Source organism: Paraburkholderia sp. J11-2, from assembly GCF_905220185.1.
Classification (GTDB): Bacteria; Pseudomonadota; Gammaproteobacteria; order Burkholderiales; family Burkholderiaceae; genus Paraburkholderia.
Genome location: NZ_CAJMYY010000009.1, coordinates 78110 through 95663, shown reverse-complemented (window position 1 = coordinate 95663; position 17554 = coordinate 78110). Strand labels below are relative to the sequence as shown.

General features: G+C 64.7%; 16 protein-coding genes. 12 read left to right on the top strand and 4 right to left on the bottom strand.

Annotation, left to right across the window (positions count from 1 at the left end):
- Nucleotides 1–146: 146 nt before the first annotated feature.
- The 10 genes from U5A57_RS14655 to U5A57_RS14610 all read left to right on the top strand — a co-directional run bounded on the left by U5A57_RS14655 (nt 147) and on the right by U5A57_RS14610 (nt 10056).
- On the top strand, nt 147–2474 hold the full coding sequence (locus tag U5A57_RS14655; RefSeq protein WP_321911940.1) for a TonB-dependent receptor: 2328 nt from the start codon (nt 147–149) through the stop codon (nt 2472–2474).
- Nucleotides 2475–2751: 277 nt separating this feature from the next.
- Complete coding sequence (locus U5A57_RS14650; protein WP_321911938.1) at nt 2752–4740, top strand: sigma-54-dependent Fis family transcriptional regulator; 1989 nt, start codon at nt 2752–2754, stop codon at nt 4738–4740.
- Nucleotides 4741–4968: 228 nt separating this feature from the next.
- Nucleotides 4969–5043: a pyrroloquinoline quinone precursor peptide PqqA gene (pqqA, locus tag U5A57_RS14645; protein WP_006410019.1), complete on the top strand. Its 75-nt coding sequence runs from the start codon at nt 4969–4971 to the stop codon at nt 5041–5043.
- Between the two features lie 66 nt (nt 5044–5109).
- The gene (pqqB, locus tag U5A57_RS14640) at nt 5110–6033 is read left to right on the top strand and encodes a pyrroloquinoline quinone biosynthesis protein PqqB (protein ID WP_321911936.1); all 924 of its coding nucleotides are present in this window, start codon (nt 5110–5112) and stop codon (nt 6031–6033) included.
- A 2-nt stretch (nt 6034–6035) separates the two neighbouring features.
- Nucleotides 6036–6755 carry a pyrroloquinoline-quinone synthase PqqC gene (pqqC, locus tag U5A57_RS14635; RefSeq protein ID WP_321911934.1) on the top strand — a complete coding sequence of 240 codons (720 nt, stop codon included), beginning with the start codon at nt 6036–6038 and terminating at the stop codon, nt 6753–6755.
- Nucleotides 6752–7039 (top strand): pyrroloquinoline quinone biosynthesis peptide chaperone PqqD, encoded by a 288-nt coding sequence (pqqD, locus tag U5A57_RS14630; RefSeq protein ID WP_321911932.1) that lies wholly within the window; start codon nt 6752–6754, stop codon nt 7037–7039. The genes pqqC and pqqD overlap by 4 nt, the downstream gene beginning before the upstream one ends.
- Before the next feature lies 1 nt (nt 7040).
- On the top strand, nt 7041–8159 hold the full coding sequence (gene pqqE / locus U5A57_RS14625) for a pyrroloquinoline quinone biosynthesis protein PqqE (protein ID WP_321911930.1): 1119 nt from the start codon (nt 7041–7043) through the stop codon (nt 8157–8159).
- Between the two features lie 13 nt (nt 8160–8172).
- Complete coding sequence (locus U5A57_RS14620) at nt 8173–8928, top strand: TonB family protein (RefSeq protein WP_321911928.1); 756 nt, start codon at nt 8173–8175, stop codon at nt 8926–8928.
- Nucleotides 8929–8941: 13 nt separating this feature from the next.
- On the top strand, nt 8942–9634 hold the full coding sequence (locus U5A57_RS14615; protein ID WP_321911926.1) for a MotA/TolQ/ExbB proton channel family protein: 693 nt from the start codon (nt 8942–8944) through the stop codon (nt 9632–9634).
- Nucleotides 9631–10056: a biopolymer transporter ExbD gene (locus U5A57_RS14610; RefSeq protein WP_321911924.1), complete on the top strand. Its 426-nt coding sequence runs from the start codon at nt 9631–9633 to the stop codon at nt 10054–10056. The genes U5A57_RS14615 and U5A57_RS14610 overlap by 4 nt, the downstream gene beginning before the upstream one ends.
- Before the next feature lie 14 nt (nt 10057–10070).
- Here the strand turns inward: U5A57_RS14610 and U5A57_RS14605 are convergent, their stop codons facing one another.
- Complete coding sequence (locus tag U5A57_RS14605) at nt 10071–10601, bottom strand: cytochrome b (RefSeq protein ID WP_321911921.1); 531 nt, start codon at nt 10599–10601, stop codon at nt 10071–10073.
- Between the two features lie 92 nt (nt 10602–10693).
- Complete coding sequence (locus U5A57_RS14600; RefSeq protein WP_321911919.1) at nt 10694–11911, bottom strand: FAD-dependent monooxygenase; 1218 nt, start codon at nt 11909–11911, stop codon at nt 10694–10696.
- A gap of 138 nt (nt 11912–12049) precedes the next feature.
- Between U5A57_RS14600 and U5A57_RS14595 the strand changes: the two genes are divergently transcribed.
- Complete coding sequence (locus U5A57_RS14595; RefSeq protein WP_321911917.1) at nt 12050–12973, top strand: LysR family transcriptional regulator; 924 nt, start codon at nt 12050–12052, stop codon at nt 12971–12973.
- Between the two features lie 31 nt (nt 12974–13004).
- Here the strand turns inward: U5A57_RS14595 and U5A57_RS14590 are convergent, their stop codons facing one another.
- Nucleotides 13005–13844 carry an ROK family protein gene (locus tag U5A57_RS14590; protein WP_321911915.1) on the bottom strand — a complete coding sequence of 280 codons (840 nt, stop codon included), beginning with the start codon at nt 13842–13844 and terminating at the stop codon, nt 13005–13007.
- 22 nt (nt 13845–13866) lie between these two features.
- Nucleotides 13867–15489 carry a glucose-6-phosphate dehydrogenase gene (zwf, locus tag U5A57_RS14585; protein ID WP_321911913.1) on the bottom strand — a complete coding sequence of 541 codons (1623 nt, stop codon included), beginning with the start codon at nt 15487–15489 and terminating at the stop codon, nt 13867–13869.
- A 224-nt stretch (nt 15490–15713) separates the two neighbouring features.
- On the opposite strand from zwf, the gene U5A57_RS14580 reads away from it, so the two are divergent.
- Nucleotides 15714–17468, top strand: coding sequence for an IlvD/Edd family dehydratase (locus tag U5A57_RS14580; protein WP_321911911.1), 1755 nt, complete (start codon nt 15714–15716; stop codon nt 17466–17468).
- Nucleotides 17469–17554 lie beyond the last annotated feature (86 nt).

Here is a 17554-nt window from a genome sequence, read left to right as displayed (position 1 = left end):
GCAGCACGGAGAAGGCTGCCTGCAACCGGGCTGGCACGTTCCTGGCTAGATTCCGGCAAAGAGGAGACGGTTGTGTGCGCATCGGTCTGTACCCGGCGCTTCGGCGTTGAGCGGGTCTGAGCGCAGAAAACAGATGGAGACGAAAGTTGATCCCAGAGAAGGTGGCGGGCGTGAGCCGAGGCAGCGCGAGGCGCACGTATGCGGCGCTTGGGTTGAGCGTCGCACTCGGTACGCCTGGGCTTGCCGGCGCGCAAGCGCAGAACGCAGGGAATATAAGCGCGGATGAAAACGCGGCGAGCGCAACGTCGAGCCCGACCCTGCTGCCCGCGGTCGTGGTGGTCGGCACAACGCCGCTGCTCGGCATCGGCACGCCGCTCGCAAAGGTGCCGGCCAATGTGCAGACCGTGAGTGCGCAGGACATCGCGGTACAGCACCGCGAAACGCTGACCGACTTTCTCGCCGCGAATCTGCCAGGTGTGAGCGTGACCGATGCCCAGGGCAATCCTTTCCAGATGAACCTGACCTATCGCGGCTTCACGGCTTCGCCGGTGCTCGGCACCCCTCAGGGATTGTCGGTGTTCGTCGACGGCGTGCGCGTGAACGAGCCGTTTGGCGACGTCGTGAACTGGGACCTGATACCGACCGGCGCGATCGACAAGATCCAGCTCATTCCAGGCTCGAATCCTGTCTACGGTCTCAACACGCTGGGTGGAGCGATAGCGATTACGACGAAGAACGGGCGCACGAGTCCCGGCGGCGACATCGACTTCTCGGGCGGCTCATGGGGGCGCAAGAGCGCGCAGTTCGAGCAGGGCGGCACGCTCGGGCAGCACATCGACTACTACGCGAACGCGAATGTAACGAACGACAATGGCTGGGCCGAGCATAATGCGAGCCGCGTGCGCCAGGCATTCGGCAAGTTGCGTTACACCGATGACGATACGACGCTGTCGATGTCGGGCGGCGGCGCGGACAACCAGTTGTACGGCAGCCAGACCATTCCGCGCTCGTTTCTCGACAACCCGAAGCAGGCCTATACATTTCCGGACCTGAACCGCAACAGCGTGGGCTACCTCACGCTCTCGGGCGAGCACTTCTTCAACGACAATGTGGAACTGAGTGGCAATGCTTACTATCGGCATCTGCGCAACGAGAACGTGAGCAGCAACAACAACACCGACTACGGCTCGATCGACCAGGACGGAAACGTCGACACGCTGGAGGGCACGAACGTCGACTCCGTTGTCACGACCGACAGCTTCGGCGCGAGCCTGCAGCTCACGCTGCTCGGCAAGCTGGGCGACATGGGAAGCCAGCTCGTTGCCGGCGTAGCGGCGGATTTCGCGAACTCGCATTACGTCTCGTCTTCGCAGGACGCCTCCTTCACCCCCGACCGCGCGACAGTCGGCATCGGCAATTTCGTTCAGCAAACCGATGCGAAAACGCGCAACGCGAACTATGGCGTCTATCTGAATGAGACGCTCACGTTCACGCCGCAATGGACGCTCACGCTTTCAGGACGCTACGACTGGGCGAGCGCGCGCATTGCCGACGAAAGCGGCGTGCAACCGCTGCTCGACGGTTACCACACGTTCTCGCGCTTCAATCCGGCCGTGGGGCTCAACTGGAATCCGCTGCCCACCGTTACCTTCTACGCGACCTATAACGAAGGCATGCGCGCACCCACCGCAATCGAGCTTGCGTGCGCGGACCCCGCCGCGCCGTGCTCGTTGCCGAACGACTTCGTGGCCGATCCGGCGCTGCAGCCCGTGGTCTCGAAGACGTTCGAGGCAGGTGCGCGCGGTCGTATCGGTGCGCAGACCACGTGGAGCGCCGCCGCATTCAGCACCACGCTTTCCAACGACATCGAGTTCGTGAGCGCAGCAGGCAGCACGCAGGGCTATTTTCAGAACGTCGGCAAAACCCGCCGCCAGGGTGTCGAACTGGCGGGGCACACGACGTTCGGCCCCGTTGGCATTGGACTGAACTACAGCTATGTGGATGCGACCTACCGCTCGACATGGACCGAGCAAAGCCCCGCGAACTCGTCGGCGGATGCGAACGGCGTCGTGACGGTGCGGCCTGGCGACCATGTGCCAGGCATTCCGGCGCATGCCGTCAAGCTGCGGCTCGACTACGCGGCCACGGCACAATGGAACATCGGCACCAACATCACGTGGCGCAGCGGCGTGTATGCGCAAGGCGACGAAAACAATCAGGATTCCAATGGAAAAATCGCGGGTTATCTGCTCGTGGATCTCGACACGCGCTATCGCGTCACGAAACGGCTGGAGATCTACGCGAGCGTGACGAACCTGTTCGACAAGCGCTACGCGAGCTTCGGCGTGCTGGGTCAGAACTTCTTCAACGGCTCCGGCCACACGTTCGATGGCGCGAACCCCGTGAACGAGCAATTCGTCGGACCAGGCGCACCGCGCGGTTTTTGGGTGGGCCTTCATTACGCCTGGGATTGAACGCCGCGACTGATGCGCGCATCGGGGTGAGTCCGCATTCCTCCATGCGGACCATTTGCGGTAATACACAGGATGGCGAATCGCTGCGCCACGCGTTTTGATCGACGCAGGCAGCTTTGCATACGGTTCGCTTACACAGCGTGTTGCGCGTCGCGTGCGCGTTCGGCGCAAACCGGCCAGCTCGATTCGATGGCCGGATGGCCCAGAGCTTGCTAATAGAGGACACCGAGAAATACTGAAGTGTCCGGCAAGGTACCGGCCAATCGTGGAGGAGAGTATGCGCGACGACGTTCATATGGCCGCGGGGCAAGCGGTCCCGGTGTGCAATGGCTGGCCCGCGCCATCGATTCAGAAGGCGCACGAACGATCGGAGACATTCGGTCTGCGCGCAACGGCGAGACCCGATTACGACGTGCTTTCAGGCGCGGGGCTCGAGTTGAAGCGCGAGCAGAACCGCGTGTTGTGCATGCACGCCACGCCCGTAATGGAAACGCTGCACGAGCAGATCGTCAACACGCAAAGCATGATCGTGCTGACCAATGCAGAAGGCCTGATCCTGCATTCGATCGGCGACGACGATTTTCTCCAGCGCGCCGAGAAGGTCGCGCTGCGGCCCGGCGCCAACTGGGCCGAGGACCGCCAGGGCACCAACGCAATCGGCACCGCGCTCGCCGAGCGCTGCGCCATGGTCGTGCATGGCGATCAGCATTACCTCGCGGCGAACCGTTTCCTCACCTGCTCGAGCGTGCCGATCTTCGACCCGTACGGCGACGTGATCGGCGTGCTCGACGTAACGGGTGACCATCGCAGCTATCACCAGCACACCATGGCGCTTGCGCGCATGTCCGTGCAGATGATTGAGAATCACTTATTTGCGACGACTTTTCAGGAGACGCTGCAGGTCTCGTTTCATGGCCGCCCGGAATTTCTCGGCACGCTCATGGAGGGCATCATCGCGTTCACGAGCGACGGGCGTTTTCTTTCGGCCAACCGCAGCGCGCAGTTCCAGCTCGGCCTCTCGCTCGCCGCACTGCGGGCCCATACGCTGTCGTCGCTGTTCCAGACCACGAGCGCGCAACTCATCGACCGGATGCGCTCGGGCCTGGAGTCGCACCTCATGCTCAATCTGGTCAACGGGGCGGTGGTTTGCGCGCGCGTGCAGTTCAGGCGCGCAACGCTGGCCGAAGGCGCCCGGCCTGTCGTGGTGCACGACGCGCTTTCGCAGCCATCTGCCTGCGCGATGGCGCAGCCGCCTTCCATGGGGCTCTCGCGCCTGAGCTACCTCGACACGGGCGACCCGCAGGTGGCGCTCGTGATCGCGAAGGTGCGCAAGGTGATCGGCAAGGACATTCCGGTTCTCGTCACCGGCGAAACCGGCACGGGCAAGGAGTTGCTCGCGCAGGCCATTCACAACGACTCGCCTCGCCGCGACCGGCCGTTCGTGGCCGTGAATTGTGCGTCGATTCCGGAATCGCTGATCGAATCGGAGCTGTTCGGCTACGAGGAGGGCGCGTTTACCGGCGCGCGGCGCAAGGGCTCGGCGGGCAAGCTGTTGCAGGCAAATGGCGGCACGTTGTTTCTCGACGAGATCGGCGACATGCCGTACCCACTGCAAGTGCGCCTCTTGCGCGTGCTGCAGGAGCGCATGGTCAATCCGCTCGGCTCGACGAAGACCATTCCCGTTGATGTCGCGATCATTTGCGCCACGCACCGCGATTTGCGCGAGATGATCGCGCAGAACCGCTTTCGCGAGGACCTGTATTACCGGCTTAATGGCCTCGTGGTCCGCTTGCCGCCGCTGCGCGACCGCACGGATCTCGCAGTCGTGATCCAGAAGCTCCTGCACCGCGAATCGCACGGACGTACGAACCGGCTGCCGCTCAGCGTCGCGCCGGACGTAATGGCGCTGTTCGAGCGCTGTGCGTGGCCGGGCAACTTCCGGCAACTCGGCAACCTGCTGCGCACGGCCGCCGCCATGGTCGACGACGACGGCCAGATTCGCCGCGAGCATCTGCCCGATGACTTCTTCGACGATTTGCGCTGCCGAGGCGAGCCGCACGCTTTGGCCGCGGCGCCCGCGTTTGCGGACGTTTCGGTGCTGGAGGACGCACGCCTAGAAGACGTGACGGCTTCGACCATTGCGGCCACGCTGGCGCGCCATGGCGGCAACGTTTCGGCTGCGGCGCGGGCGTTGGGCGTGTCGCGCAACACCATCTATCGCAAGATGCCTTGCGCCGATCCAGGCCGCGGGTCGGGCGACGCCTGAAGCGCCAATTCGCGGCGCGCCGCCAGGTCACTGCCTTTCTCGTCCTCTGTCCCACGGGTGTTGCATCCTGTAGCACCCGTGTTCCGAAACGCAACACCCTTCGCCACGCGTGCAGCATTGGCTGCATCGGACGAGCGCTGGCTCGCACCGGCATGTCCCTTGCTTTGAAGAGACTGGCCGCACATTCGATGCGGTATTGCGACTCAATCTCAAACAAGGAGACATGTCATGCAGTGGACGACCCCCGCTTATACCGACCTGCGTTTCGGCTTCGAAATCACGATGTATATCGCCAACCGCTGAGCGCACGGCAGTGTGCCGTCCGCTCAGCCATGAAGGCCGAGTGGGCGGCATGCAGCGAGAACGATCATGAAGATCAGAATACTGGGTTCAGGCGCGGGCGGCGGCCTGCCGCAATGGAACTGCAACTGCGCGAACTGCCGCCGTGCGAGGCAATCTGGTGCAGACCTGCTGCCGCGCACGCAGTCGTCGATTACGGTGAGCGGCAACGGCGTGGACTGGGTGCTCGTCAACGCGTCGCCGGATCTGCTCGCGCAGTTGCGCGCGCATCCCGACCTGCAACCCGCGCGCGCAATGCGCGATAGCGCGATCGCGGCCGTTGTGTTGACCGACGCGCAGATCGACCATGTCACGGGCCTGCTGATGCTGCGTGAACGCACGTCGCCGTTGCCACTCTATGCGTGTGCGCCCGTGCTCGACGATCTGTCGAGCGGCTTGCCGCTCGTGCCGCTGCTTGGCCATTACTGCGGCGTAGAGGCGCATACGGTCGCGCCAGGCGAGCCGTTCACCATGGCTGTTTGCGCCGGGCTGCGCTTTACCGCGGTGCCCGTGGAGAGCAAACCGCCGCCTTATTCGCCTCGCCGCGAGGCATCCGCGCCGGGGGATAACGTGGCCCTCCTGATCGAGGACATCGAAGCGGGCACGCGGGCGTTCTACGCGCCGGGTCTCGCACAGGTGAATACCGATGTACTCGGCACCATGCGCCGCGCCGACCTTGTGCTCGTAGACGGCACGTTTTGGACCACCACCGAGATGATCGACCTCGGTTTCTCGACGAAATACGCTGCGGACATGGGGCATCTCGCGCAGCGCGGCGCCGGCGGCCGGCCTGGCATGATCGACTGGCTCGACACCTTACCGCGCGCCACGCGCAAAGTGCTTACGCATATCAACAACACGAACCCGATTCTCGACCCGCATTCCGTCGAACACGCGCAACTGCGTGCACACGGTATCGACGTGGCCCACGACGGCATGCAATTTGAGGTATGACGATGAACGCACCTCTCATGTTGCCGGACACGCGCGAAATACCATGGACTACGAATGAATTCGAAGCGCGCCTGCGTACACTCGAATCACGCTATCACATTCATCATCCATTCAACCGCATGCTCAACGGCGGGCGCTGCTCTCCCGCGCAAATTCGCGGGTGGGTCGCGAACCGCTTTTATTACCAGATCAACATTCCGCTCAAGGACGCGGCGATCCTTTCGAACTGCGGCGACCGCGCAACGCGCCGCCGCTGGATCCAGCGTCTCATCGACCACGACGGGCAAGGCGAGAACGAAGGCGGCATTGAAGCCTGGGTGCGGCTGGGGGAAGCGGTCGGCGTCGATCGCGAAACGATGTGGTCGCAACGGCTTGTGTTGCCAGGCGTGCGCTTCGCAGTCGACGCGTATGTGAATTTCGCGCGGCGCGCGCCATGGCAGGAAGCGGTGTGCTCGTCGCTCACGGAGATGTTCGCGCCGCAAATTCACCTCGACCGGCTCGCGGGCTGGCCGTCGCATTACCCGTGGATCGAGCCGCAAGGCCTTCAGTATTTCCGCAGCCGCGTGCCGCTCGCGCAACGCGATGTCGAACACGGGCTCGAAGTGACGCTGAGCCATTTCCGCTCGGCCGCCGAACAGCAGCGTGCCGTCGGGATCCTTCAGTTCAAGCTCGATATTCTCTGGTCGATCCTCGATGCGGTCGAAAAGGCATGGCCCCTATGAACCCGATAATGCCCGATGCAGGCAGCGGCGTGCCGCTGCGCCCGCGTTTGCGCGGCATGTACCGCTTGCAATGGGAGGCGGCCCAGGACGCGTATGTGCTGCTCTATCCCGAAGGGATGGTGCAGCTCAATTCGAGCGCGGGTGAAATACTCGTGCGTTGTGACGGCGCGCACGAACTCGACGAAATCATTGGCGAGCTGGAGCGCCTGTTCAGCACCTCCGAGCTGGCGCCGGACGTCTATCGCTTTCTCGATCACGCGCGGCTGCGCGGGTGGCTCGACTGACATGACGACCGATACCGCTCTCCTGCCCAGGCCGCTCTGGCTGCTCGCCGAGTTGACCTATCGCTGCCCGTTGCATTGCGCGTTCTGCTACAACCCGGTGGACTTCGCGCGGCATGGCGAAGAACTCGACACCGAAGCATGGCGCGCGACCATCAGCGCCGCGCGCGAACTGGGCGCGGCACAAATTGGCTTTTCCGGCGGCGAGCCGCTGTTGCGCGACGATCTGGAAACGCTCGTCGGGCATGCACGGCAGCTTGGCTTCTATACGAACCTGATTACGTCCGGCATCGGCCTGAACGTCGAGCGCATCGAACGGCTCAAGGCGGCCGGGCTCGATCATATTCAGGTGTCGATGCAGGATTCCACGCGCGAACTCAACGACTTTCTGACGAACACGCGCACGTTCGAGCTCAAGCGCAACGTCGCGCGGCTCGTGAAGGCGCATGGCTATCCCATGGTGCTCAACTGCGTGCTGCATCGTTTCAACCTGCCGCATATCGCGCAGATCATCGACATGGCGCTCGAACTGGGCGCCGATTATCTGGAACTTGCGAACACGCAGTATTACGGCTGGGCCATGCTGAACCGCGATCAACTGATGCCCACCGCCGAGCAGCTTCGCGAAGCCGAGGAGACCGTGAACCGGTATCGCGATCGCGTTGGCGAGCGGTGCCGCATTCTGTTCGTTGTGCCCGACTACTTCGAGCAACGGCCCAAAGCATGCATGAGCGGCTGGGGGAGCGTGTTTCTCGGCGTGGCGCCAGACGGCGCAGCCTTGCCTTGTCACGCGGCGCGTTCGCTGCCGGGCCTCGTATTGCCGAACGTGCGCGACGTGCCTCTGCGAAAGATATGGTACGAGAGCGAAGCGTTCAACGCGTTTCGTGGCGACGGCTGGATGCGCGAGCCCTGCCGCAGTTGCGACGAGCGTCACGCCGATCATGGCGGCTGCCGCTGTCAGGCTTACATGCTGACTGGCGATGCCGCCGCGGCCGACCCGGTGTGTGCGAAGTCGCCGCATCACGAGCGCATCGTGCGGGCCGTGCAAATCGCAAGACGGCCAACGCGCGACGATGAGCGGCCAATCGTGTTCCGCAGCAAGCAGAACTCGCTCGCGCTTTGAGTGGAGAATCGACATGACGTCGGTCGTTGCGCGCTTCGATCGTGGCGAGAGTATGGCGTTCGCCCACCCGACGTTTGGGCGGCGCGCCGCGATCGCGGGCGTGGTCGCGGCTGTGCTTGCGCTGCATGCCGCGCTGATTGCGATGGTGCGGTGGGAGGCGCCGGTGTCACATGACGTGCGGGCGCGCATGAAGGTCGTAGACGCGGTGCTGACCGCGCCGGTGCCGTCGGTGCCGCAAAAGAGCGAAGCGCCTGCGCCAACGCCATTCCCGAGCCCGTCAATTCATGAAGCAATCCGAAATGTCGCTGTGCCACCTGCTCGAACGCGTGTAGCGACACGAGTGCATGCGAAAGAGGTCAGCCGCACGACGCCAGCGCCAGCGGTACGACCGGAGATACACACCGCACCCGAAGCCGCGATGCCAACGGATCGTATAGCCGCGCCGCAACCGCAACCCACGCCGGCCGCCCAGGCGCCCGTCGCCGACGCGCCCCGCCACGTCGCCCACCTCGATTGCGCACTCACGAAACCCGACTATCCCGCGCAGTCCTTGCGCCGAGCAGAGGCGGGGACCGCCGTCATCGAACTCGATACCGCTGCGGACGGCCACGTAGTCGCCGCGCGCATAGCGACGACCAGCGGCTTCGCGAGGCTTGACGAAGCGGCGCGCGCCGCGGCGCTCGCGAGCCGCTGCCAGCCGTATGTGGAGGACGGCAAACCGGCGCCGGCACGCGCCGACGTGCCGTTTGCGTTCACCCTCAGCGAATGAAACGGAGGACCTCATGCCAACTTATGGAATCACGCACCTGTGGGCTCAGGGCGATCCGATGACGCGCTTCGTCGCGGCGCTGCTCGCGGCGATGTCGGTCGTGTCATGGTCGGTGATCGTACTGAAGGCGTTCGAGTTCGCGCGTCTGCGCCGCCACGCAGGCGCCGCGCAAAGAAGCTTCTGGGAAAGCGGCTCGGCCGGCGATGAGATCGAGGGCCGCCCCGGCACGCCGTTCTTCGAGTTGGCTAGCGCGGGCCAGCGCGCGCTGGCGCATCACGAGGCGAGCGGCGCCGCACACCGGGGGCGCGTCGACTTGAGCGACTGGCTGCTGCGCAGTCTCAGGGCTTCCGTGAGCGACAGTTCCGCGCGTCTTCAGCGCGGACTCGGTCTGCTTGCATCGATTGGCAGCACGGCGCCGTTTGTCGGCCTGCTGGGTACGGTGTGGGGCATCTACCATGCGCTGCTGGCCCTCGGCGCGAATGGCGACGCCAGTCTCGAACATGTCGCGGGGCCGGTTGGCGAGGCGCTCGTCATGACGGCGTTCGGTCTGTGCGTGGCGATTCCGGCCGTGCTTGGCTATCACGCGCTCGCGCGTGTGTCGCGCGATATCGCCGCGCAGCTCAACCGCTTCGCTTACGGCTTGCACGCGCTGTTGCTCACGGGTAGCGCGCCCATGCCGGCGGCAACATTGAAGGAGCGGGTATGAACGACGACCGCGACCTGGACGACGATGCGCTGCCAGGGGCTGACATCAACATGACGCCGCTGATCGACGTGATGCTCGTGCTGCTCGTCATCTTCATGGTGACATTGCCGGTTCTGCACCATGCCACGAAGCTGGCTTTGCCGCACGCGAGCAGTCAGCGCGAGAATCTGGCCGCGCCGCACGTCGATATCGTCGTGGATGCGCTCGGCCACATGAGCTGGAACGCGCAGCCAGTCGAGGAGTCAGGGCTGTCTGCGCGGCTCGCTGCCGCGGCGCGGCTCACTCCGCAGCCGGAAATCCGGCTCTCGGCCGATCGCGCCACGCCGTATGAGCGAGTCGCGAAGCTGCTCTCGGCCGTAAGCGCCGCAGGACTCGCGAAGGTTGGCTTCGTGACCGAGCCGGATGCGCCGCGGCATCACTGAACGGCCAATCAGGGCTAAAGCTTCATGCGCTGCAGCACGCGATCGTTGAGCACGAAACGATGGAAGAGCGCCGCGGCCACATGCAGGCAGATGAGCCCGAACAGCACCCATGCGAGCACGCTGTGAACGTCGCCCATGGCGTGCCCGAACGACGAACCCGCAGTGGAGAGCGCAGGCAGGGGGATGGCGCCGAACAGCGTGACTTCCCACGCGCGCGACGACGCGTTGATCCAACCGAGCACGGGCACCGCAATCAGCAGGGCGTAAAGGCCGAGATGGGTGAGGGCCGCCACGGCGCGCATGAACGGCGTCTGGTCGTCGGGCGGCGGACGATGGGTCGCGCGCCAGACCAGACGGCAGGCCATCGCGGCAAGGAGCGCCGTGCCGACGCCCAGATGCCACGCGATCTCGCCAACGGGGCGCGTGTCGCGGTGCACGTCGGGCATGGTCCAGCCGATCACGAACTGTGCCGCCACGAGTGCGACGACGAGCCAGTGCAAGAGACGCGCGACGAGGTCGTAGCGCGAGTCGGCGGTGAGTTGCATGGGCGCTCCTTGGGCGGAAATGGTCAGTTTAAACCGGCGATTCTAGTGCGCCGAGATTAACGGATCATTAACTGCGCAGCTTGCGCACCGCCTCAAAGCCAGGTGCCGCCCTGCCGGTCGTTCGGCTCCTGCGCCAGCGCGTCGAAATCATGGATCCAGTCCAGATGATTCAGCACGCCTGCACGCGAGCCGAGCCGGGCGTTGCGCGCCTCGGCGGCGGGACCATCGGGCAGATGCAGCACGTCCGCCGTGGTGATCGAAGCGTACTGCACCTTGCGCGTGCGGCCCCGGCGCAGGCGCTCGTAGGCCTCCTGCGCCTCGCGCCAGTTGCCGGGCCCCGCTTTCGCCAACTGGTCGGCCAGTACCACGGCGTCTTCGATCGACTGGTTCGCGCCCTGGCCGTGGTGCGGCACGAGCGCATGCGCGGCGTCGCCGATCAGCGTGATGCGGCCCTTGCTCCAGCGGCCAAGCGGCGGACGGTGAAAGAGGCCCCAGCGCTGGCTGATCGGCACGGCGGTGATCATCTGCACGACGGCGGGGTGCCAGTCCTTGAAAAGGCGCAGTTGCTCGCCTTCCTCGGCGGGCATGACCCACTCGCGCGACGGCCACGGCGACGGATGGCGCTCCACGAGCAGGAAGTTCTGATCGCCTTTGTCGCCAATCGGATAGTGCAGCAGATGGCCGCCCGGCCCGACCCAGAACTGAATGGTCTCGGGATCGGGCAGCAGGTCCATGCGACCGGCCGGCACCACGCCGCGAAAGCCGGAGCAGCCCGAATACAGCGCATCGTCGTAGCCCAGCATCCAGCGCCGCGTGATCGAGCGCGCGCCATCGGCGCCGATCACGAGATCGGCGTCCACGCGCTCACCGTTCGCGAACGTCAGGCTCACGCGATCGGCATGCTGCGCGAGATCGACGAGCCGATGGCTGAGCTTGATGTGCTCGAGCCCGACCGCACTCGACAGCACCGCCTGCAGGTCGGCGCGATGCACGCCCCAGTACGAGCCGCCGAATTGCCCGCGATAGTCGGGCGCGCCGCGATGGTGGCCGATCACATCGCCGCTGCGTCCGTCGCGATACACGAGTCCCGGCACTTCCGCGCATACTTTTTCGAAGGCCGGGCGCAGGCCCATGCGCTCGTAAAAGCGCGTGGCGTTGGCCGAAAGCGCGACGGCCGCGCCGACTTCGCGCAGTTCGTCGGTCTGCTCGAAAAGTTGTGCGTCGATGCCGTGCTCGCGCAGCGCGAGCGCAAGCGTGAGGCCGCCAATGCCGGCGCCGACAATCGCAATCTTCAGATCACGCTGTTTCATGACTGTGTCTCCGATATTCAGATTTATGGGGTCGGCTAGCGCGGCTTCTTCACGTGCACACCGTGTCCGTATTCTCAGCAGCGGCAACTCATTGCACAATAAAATGGAGTGAATCTGCTTCATCACTGGATTGAATGAATGGAACTCGGCGATATCGACCTCAACCTGCTGCTGCTCTTTCACCGGCTCATGCGCGAGCGGCGCGTGGCGAGCGTGGCCGAGCAGATGAACATGAGCCAGCCCGGCGTGAGCAACGCGCTCGCGAAGCTGCGCCGCCTGCTGGGCGATCCGCTCTTCGTGCGCGGGCCGGGCGGCGTGGTGCCCACGCCGTTCGCGCTGCGTCTTGCGGACCCGGTCGCGCAGGCGCTCGCCACGCTGCATGGCGCGCTCAATCCCGTGACCGGCTTCGATCCGCTGCGCGCCACGCGCACCATGACGATCGGCATGACCGATATCGGCGAGGTCGTGTTTCTGCCTGCGCTGCTGGAGCGCCTCTCGCGTGCGGCGCCGGGCGTCGCGCTCAATACCGTGCGCAATACCGGCGTCAATCTCAGCGACGAAATGGCTGAAGGCCGCGTCGATCTCGCCATTGGCTTGCTGCCGCAGCTCAAGGGCGGCTTCTACCAGCGGCGCCTGTTCGATCAGCGCTATGTGTGCCTTTTCAGGCGCGGTCATCCTTTGGAGAACGCGCCGCTCACGCTCGCGGCATGGCGCGAGGCCGAGCATCTGGTGGTGGTCTCGGCCGGCACGGGGCACGGTCAGGTCGATGAATGGCTGAAACGGCGCGGCGTGAAGCGCCAGGTGCGGCTTTCCGTGCCGCACTTCATGAGCGTGGGCTATATCCTCGAACGTACCGACCTGATCGCCACGGTGCCGGAGCGGCTTGCGCTGCAACTCGCCAAGCCGTTTTCATTGAGCCTGAGCGCGCTGCCCATGAAGCTGCCCGCGGCGCCCATTCATCTGCTCTGGCACGCGCGCGTGCAGCACGACGAAGGCAACCGCTGGCTGCGCGAACTCGTGATCGAACTCTTCGCCGATGGGGGCGGGGGCGCTCGCAAATGAAGCGGCGCGCGCCTGGCCCGGTGTGAGCGGGTTACCTGGCTTTGCCCGCGCGCTGTGTAGCCGCGGGCAGCGGCTGTGTTTCGCGCACCGAACGCGGGTGCCACAACCGTGCGCCGCCCTCGATGCCGCGATCGTTCGGTACGGTCGCCACGTTTGGCGGCAATTCAAACGTGAGGCGAGCCGCGTTGCCGCCGCCTATCCAGAGCTTGTCGTAGTGCACGAGCGAGTCGAGAATGCCGATGATCTTCTCGACGCGCGCGTTCCAGCGCTTGTTGCCGGCCTTCTTGCGTGCGGCGTCGCCGATGTACTCGTCGTACGCGCGTTTCTTGCTGACCGGGTGATGCGCGAGTTCGAGGTGCGGCATCAATTCGCCGTCGCGGAACATGGCCGTGCCCACGCCGGTGCCGAGCGTCATCACGAATTCGAGGCCGTGCCCTTCGATGGCGGCAAGGCCCTGCATTTCCGCGTCGTTGATCATGCGCACCGAAGCGATGCCGAGCCGCTCGCCCAGCATCTGCGCGAGCGGCACGTCGTTCCAGTCATCGAGCCCGAGATGCGGCGCCGTAATCACATGATTGTTGCGCACGAAACCAGGAAAGCCGATCGAAACGCGCGTTGAGGGATAGTGCTTGATGAGCGGGTCGACGAGCGTCGCAAGCGTTTCGACCAGCAAGGCGGGCGGGCACGGATGCGGCGTCGCCACGCGCACGCGCTCCGTGCGCATGGTGCCGTTTGCGTCGACGATCGCGGCCTTCAGGCCCGTTCCGCCTATGTCGATGGCGAGAATGTTTTCGATTTTCTGCGAGGCGCGCTTCGCGCTTGCCGTGCTTTTTACCGCGCTTTTCTTGACCGCTTTTTCGATTTTGGCCATACGTTCTCCTTAGTTTTCTGGTTCACTTCTTCTTTGTTTGCGGCTGCTCGAGCGCGCGCCATGCGCGGCCGTCGCGCGCGAGCAGCGCATCGGCTTGCGCCGGGCCCTCGCTGCCCGCCGCGTAGTCGTACACGGGAAGCGCGGCGTCGAGTTCCGGATGCAACACGCCATCCACCGCCGACCATGCCGCTTCGATGGCGTCGGCGCGTTGAAAGAGCGTCTGGTCGCCGAGCATGCAATCGTAAAGCAGCGTTTCGTAGCCGACGTTGGCGTGCTCCGCGAAGAAGTCGTCGTAATCGAACGACGAATGCACCGGGCCGATCTGTACGACCGGCCCCGGCGTTTTCACGTTGAAGTCGAAGCTCGTGCCATGCGACGGATCGATACGCAGTGTCAGCACGTTGGGCGTGAGCGCATCGACCGGTGTGTCGCGAAAGAGCAGAAACGGCACGCTCTTTAGCTGCACGGAAATCTCCGTGCGTCGCGCGGCCAGCCGTTTGCCGGTACGCAGATAAAACGGCACGCCCGCCCAGCGCCAATTGTCGATCTGCACGCGCGCGGCCGCATAGGTTTCCGTGCGGCTGTCTTTCGCCACGTTCGGCTCGTCGCGGTAACCCACGCCCGCCGGGCCTTTTGCGTATTGTCCGAACACCACGTCGTCGGGCGCGAGCGGCTTGAGCGCTTCGAAGATCTCGGCTTTCTTGTTGCGCACCGCTTCGGCGTCGAACGAATTGGGCGGCTCCATGGCGACCATGCCGAGCAGCTGAAAGAGGTGATTGGGCACCATGTCGCGAAACGCGCCGGTCTGCTCGTAGAACTTGCCGCGGCCCTCCACGCCGATCACTTCCGAAGCCGTGATCTGCACGCTGTCGATGTACTCGCGCCGCCACACGGGCTCGAACATCGCATTGGCGAAACGTAGCGCGAGTATGCTCTGCACCGTGTCCTTGCCGAGGAAATGGTCGATGCGATAGACCTGCGATTCTTGCGCGAAATTCAGCACGTGCTGGTTGAGGTCGCGCGCCGAAGCGAGATTGGCACCGAAGGGCTTTTCGATCACGACGCGGCGGAACGCGCCGTTGCTGTCGTTGCCCTCGTCGAGCAAACCGGCCTTGCCGAGGCGCTCGATAATCGGCTTGAAGAAGCGCGCGCCCACCGCGAGATAGAACACGGCGTTGCCGTGAGACTTGCCGTTCAGTTGCTGCGCGAGCCGCTGATAGGCGCCGTCGTCCTCGAATTCGCCCGCCATATAGGTGAGGCGCTGCGCGACCCAGTCCCACGCCTTGTCGTCGAGATTGCCGGCGTGGAAGGTGCTAGCCTTGTCGGCGGCGAATTTTTGCAGCGCGGCGTGCAGATCGTCGGACCACGCCTGGGTTTCGCGCTCGCCGTGATTCACGCCGATGATCCGCATGCCGTCGTCGAGCAGCCGATCGACGGCGAGGTTGTAAAGCGCCGGCATCAACAGGCGCTGGGTCAGATCGCCGCCCGCGCCGAAGATCACGAGCGTGCAGGGCGGCGCAGGATGCTTGCCGGCAGGCGAGGCGGGGGCCACCGGTGCGCCCTGCGCATGCGCGGGCACTTTCGCGCTGGGAGCCGTGCGGGAAGGCTCGCTGGAAGGATCGGGTTGGGTCTGTTTCGTCGACATGATTTCGCTTCAATGGGCCGAAAGGATCACAGCAAGCAAATCCGGTACCTCGACTGACCGAGTGTGCGCGCATTCGGTTCAATCTGCTATTGAAGGTGATTTGTAATATCGTGCGCGAAGGGCGCACTGCGCGCCTTGCGCGTTGCACGATTCGCAGTACGCTTACCGGCGACGGCGCTTTGCCCGCGTTTTGACCCATCTGAACCGACCCGAGGCTCGTGGCTATGTCCGAAAAGAACTCACCGAATGAAAAGGATTCCGCTGATCCCGAGGGCATGCGCGGCGGACTGACCCACTACGGCGACACGGGCTTCTCGCTATTCCTGCGCAAGGCTTTCATCAAGGGCGCCGGATATACCGACGACGCGCTGCAGCGTCCTGTCATCGGCATCACCAATACGGGCAGCGCGTACAACCCTTGCCATGGCAACGTGCCTCAGCTGCTCGAGGCGCTCAAGCGCGGCATTCTGCTGGCGGGCGGCTTGCCGATGGAATTCCCGACCATCTCAATCCACGAGAGCTTTTCGCAGCCAACGAGCATGTTCATGCGAAACCTCATGTCGATGGATACGGAGGAGATGATTCGCGCGCAGCCCATGGACGCGGTCGTGCTCATCGGCGGCTGCGACAAGACGGTGCCCGCGCAACTGATGGGCGCCGTATCGGCGGGCATTCCCGCCATTCAGCTCATTACCGGGTCCATGGTGACGGGCGCGCATCGCGGTGAACGCGTTGGCGCGTGCACGGATTGCCGCCGCTATTGGGGCAAGTTTCGCGCGGGCGAAGTCACGGCGGAGGAGATCGCCGAGGTGAATGACCGCCTCGTGCCGAGCGTCGGCACCTGTGCTGTCATGGGCACGGCCAGCACGATGGCTTGCGTGGCGGAAGCCATGGGCATGACGATGCCGGGCGGCGCTTCACCTCCGGCCGTCACGTCGGACCGCATGCGCGTGGCCGAGCAGACCGGCGCACAGGCCGTGGAGATGGCGAGGCGGCGGCTCTCGATCGATCAGGTGCTCAGTGCCGAGTCGATCGAGAACGGCTTGCGGGTGCTGCTGGCCATTGGCGGTTCGACGAACGGCATCGTGCATCTTGCCGCCATTGCCGGACGTCTCGGCTTAGACATCGATCTGGACGCGGTGGACCGTATGGGCCGCGAAACGCCGGTGCTGCTGAACCTGAAGCCTTCCGGCGAGCATTACATGGAGGATTTTCATCGCGCTGGCGGCATGGCCACACTGCTTCATGAACTGAAGCCCTTGTTGCATCTCGACGCCATGACCGTGACGGGCCGCACGCTGGGCGAGGAAATGGAGCGCGCCGGGCCGCGTTTCGCGCAAGACGTGGTGAAGCCACTCAGCGCGCCCATTTATCCGCAAGGCGGGCTTGCCGTCCTGCGCGGCAACCTTGCCCCGGGCGGCGCGATCATCAAACAATCGGCGGCTTCGGCGGCGCTGATGGAGCACGAGGGCCGCGCGGTCGTGTTCGAAGACGCCGGCGACATGGCGAACCGCATCGACTCCGACGACCTCGACGTGCACGCCGACGACATCATCGTCCTCAAGCGGATTGGTCCGAAAGGCGCGCCGGGCATGCCCGAGGCCGGCTATATTCCGATCCCGAAGAAACTCGCGCGCGCCGGGGTGAAAGACATGGTGCGGATTTCGGACGGACGGATGAGCGGCACGGCATTCGGGACGATCGTGCTGCACGTTACGCCGGAAGCCGCCATCGGCGGCCCGCTTGCGCATGTGCGTAACGGCGACCGCATCCGCTTGAGCGTGGCCAACCGCGAGATCGCCTTGCTCGTGGACGACGAAGAACTGCGGCGCCGGGCGCAGGCGAATCCGGTTGCCGCGCCCACGGCGGCCCGCGGTTATCACAAGCTGTTTCTCGACACCGTGACCCAGGCGGACAAGGGCGCCGACTTCGATTTCCTCAGGGCGACCGAGTCGCGAGGCGCCGTCCCAAGGAAGTAGCTTGCAGGGCCGGAAAGCCGGGCAGGAGGGCGCTCGAGGCGCGCTCCTTGCCCGGAACCTTATTTCCGGTATAATGAAAGCTCGTT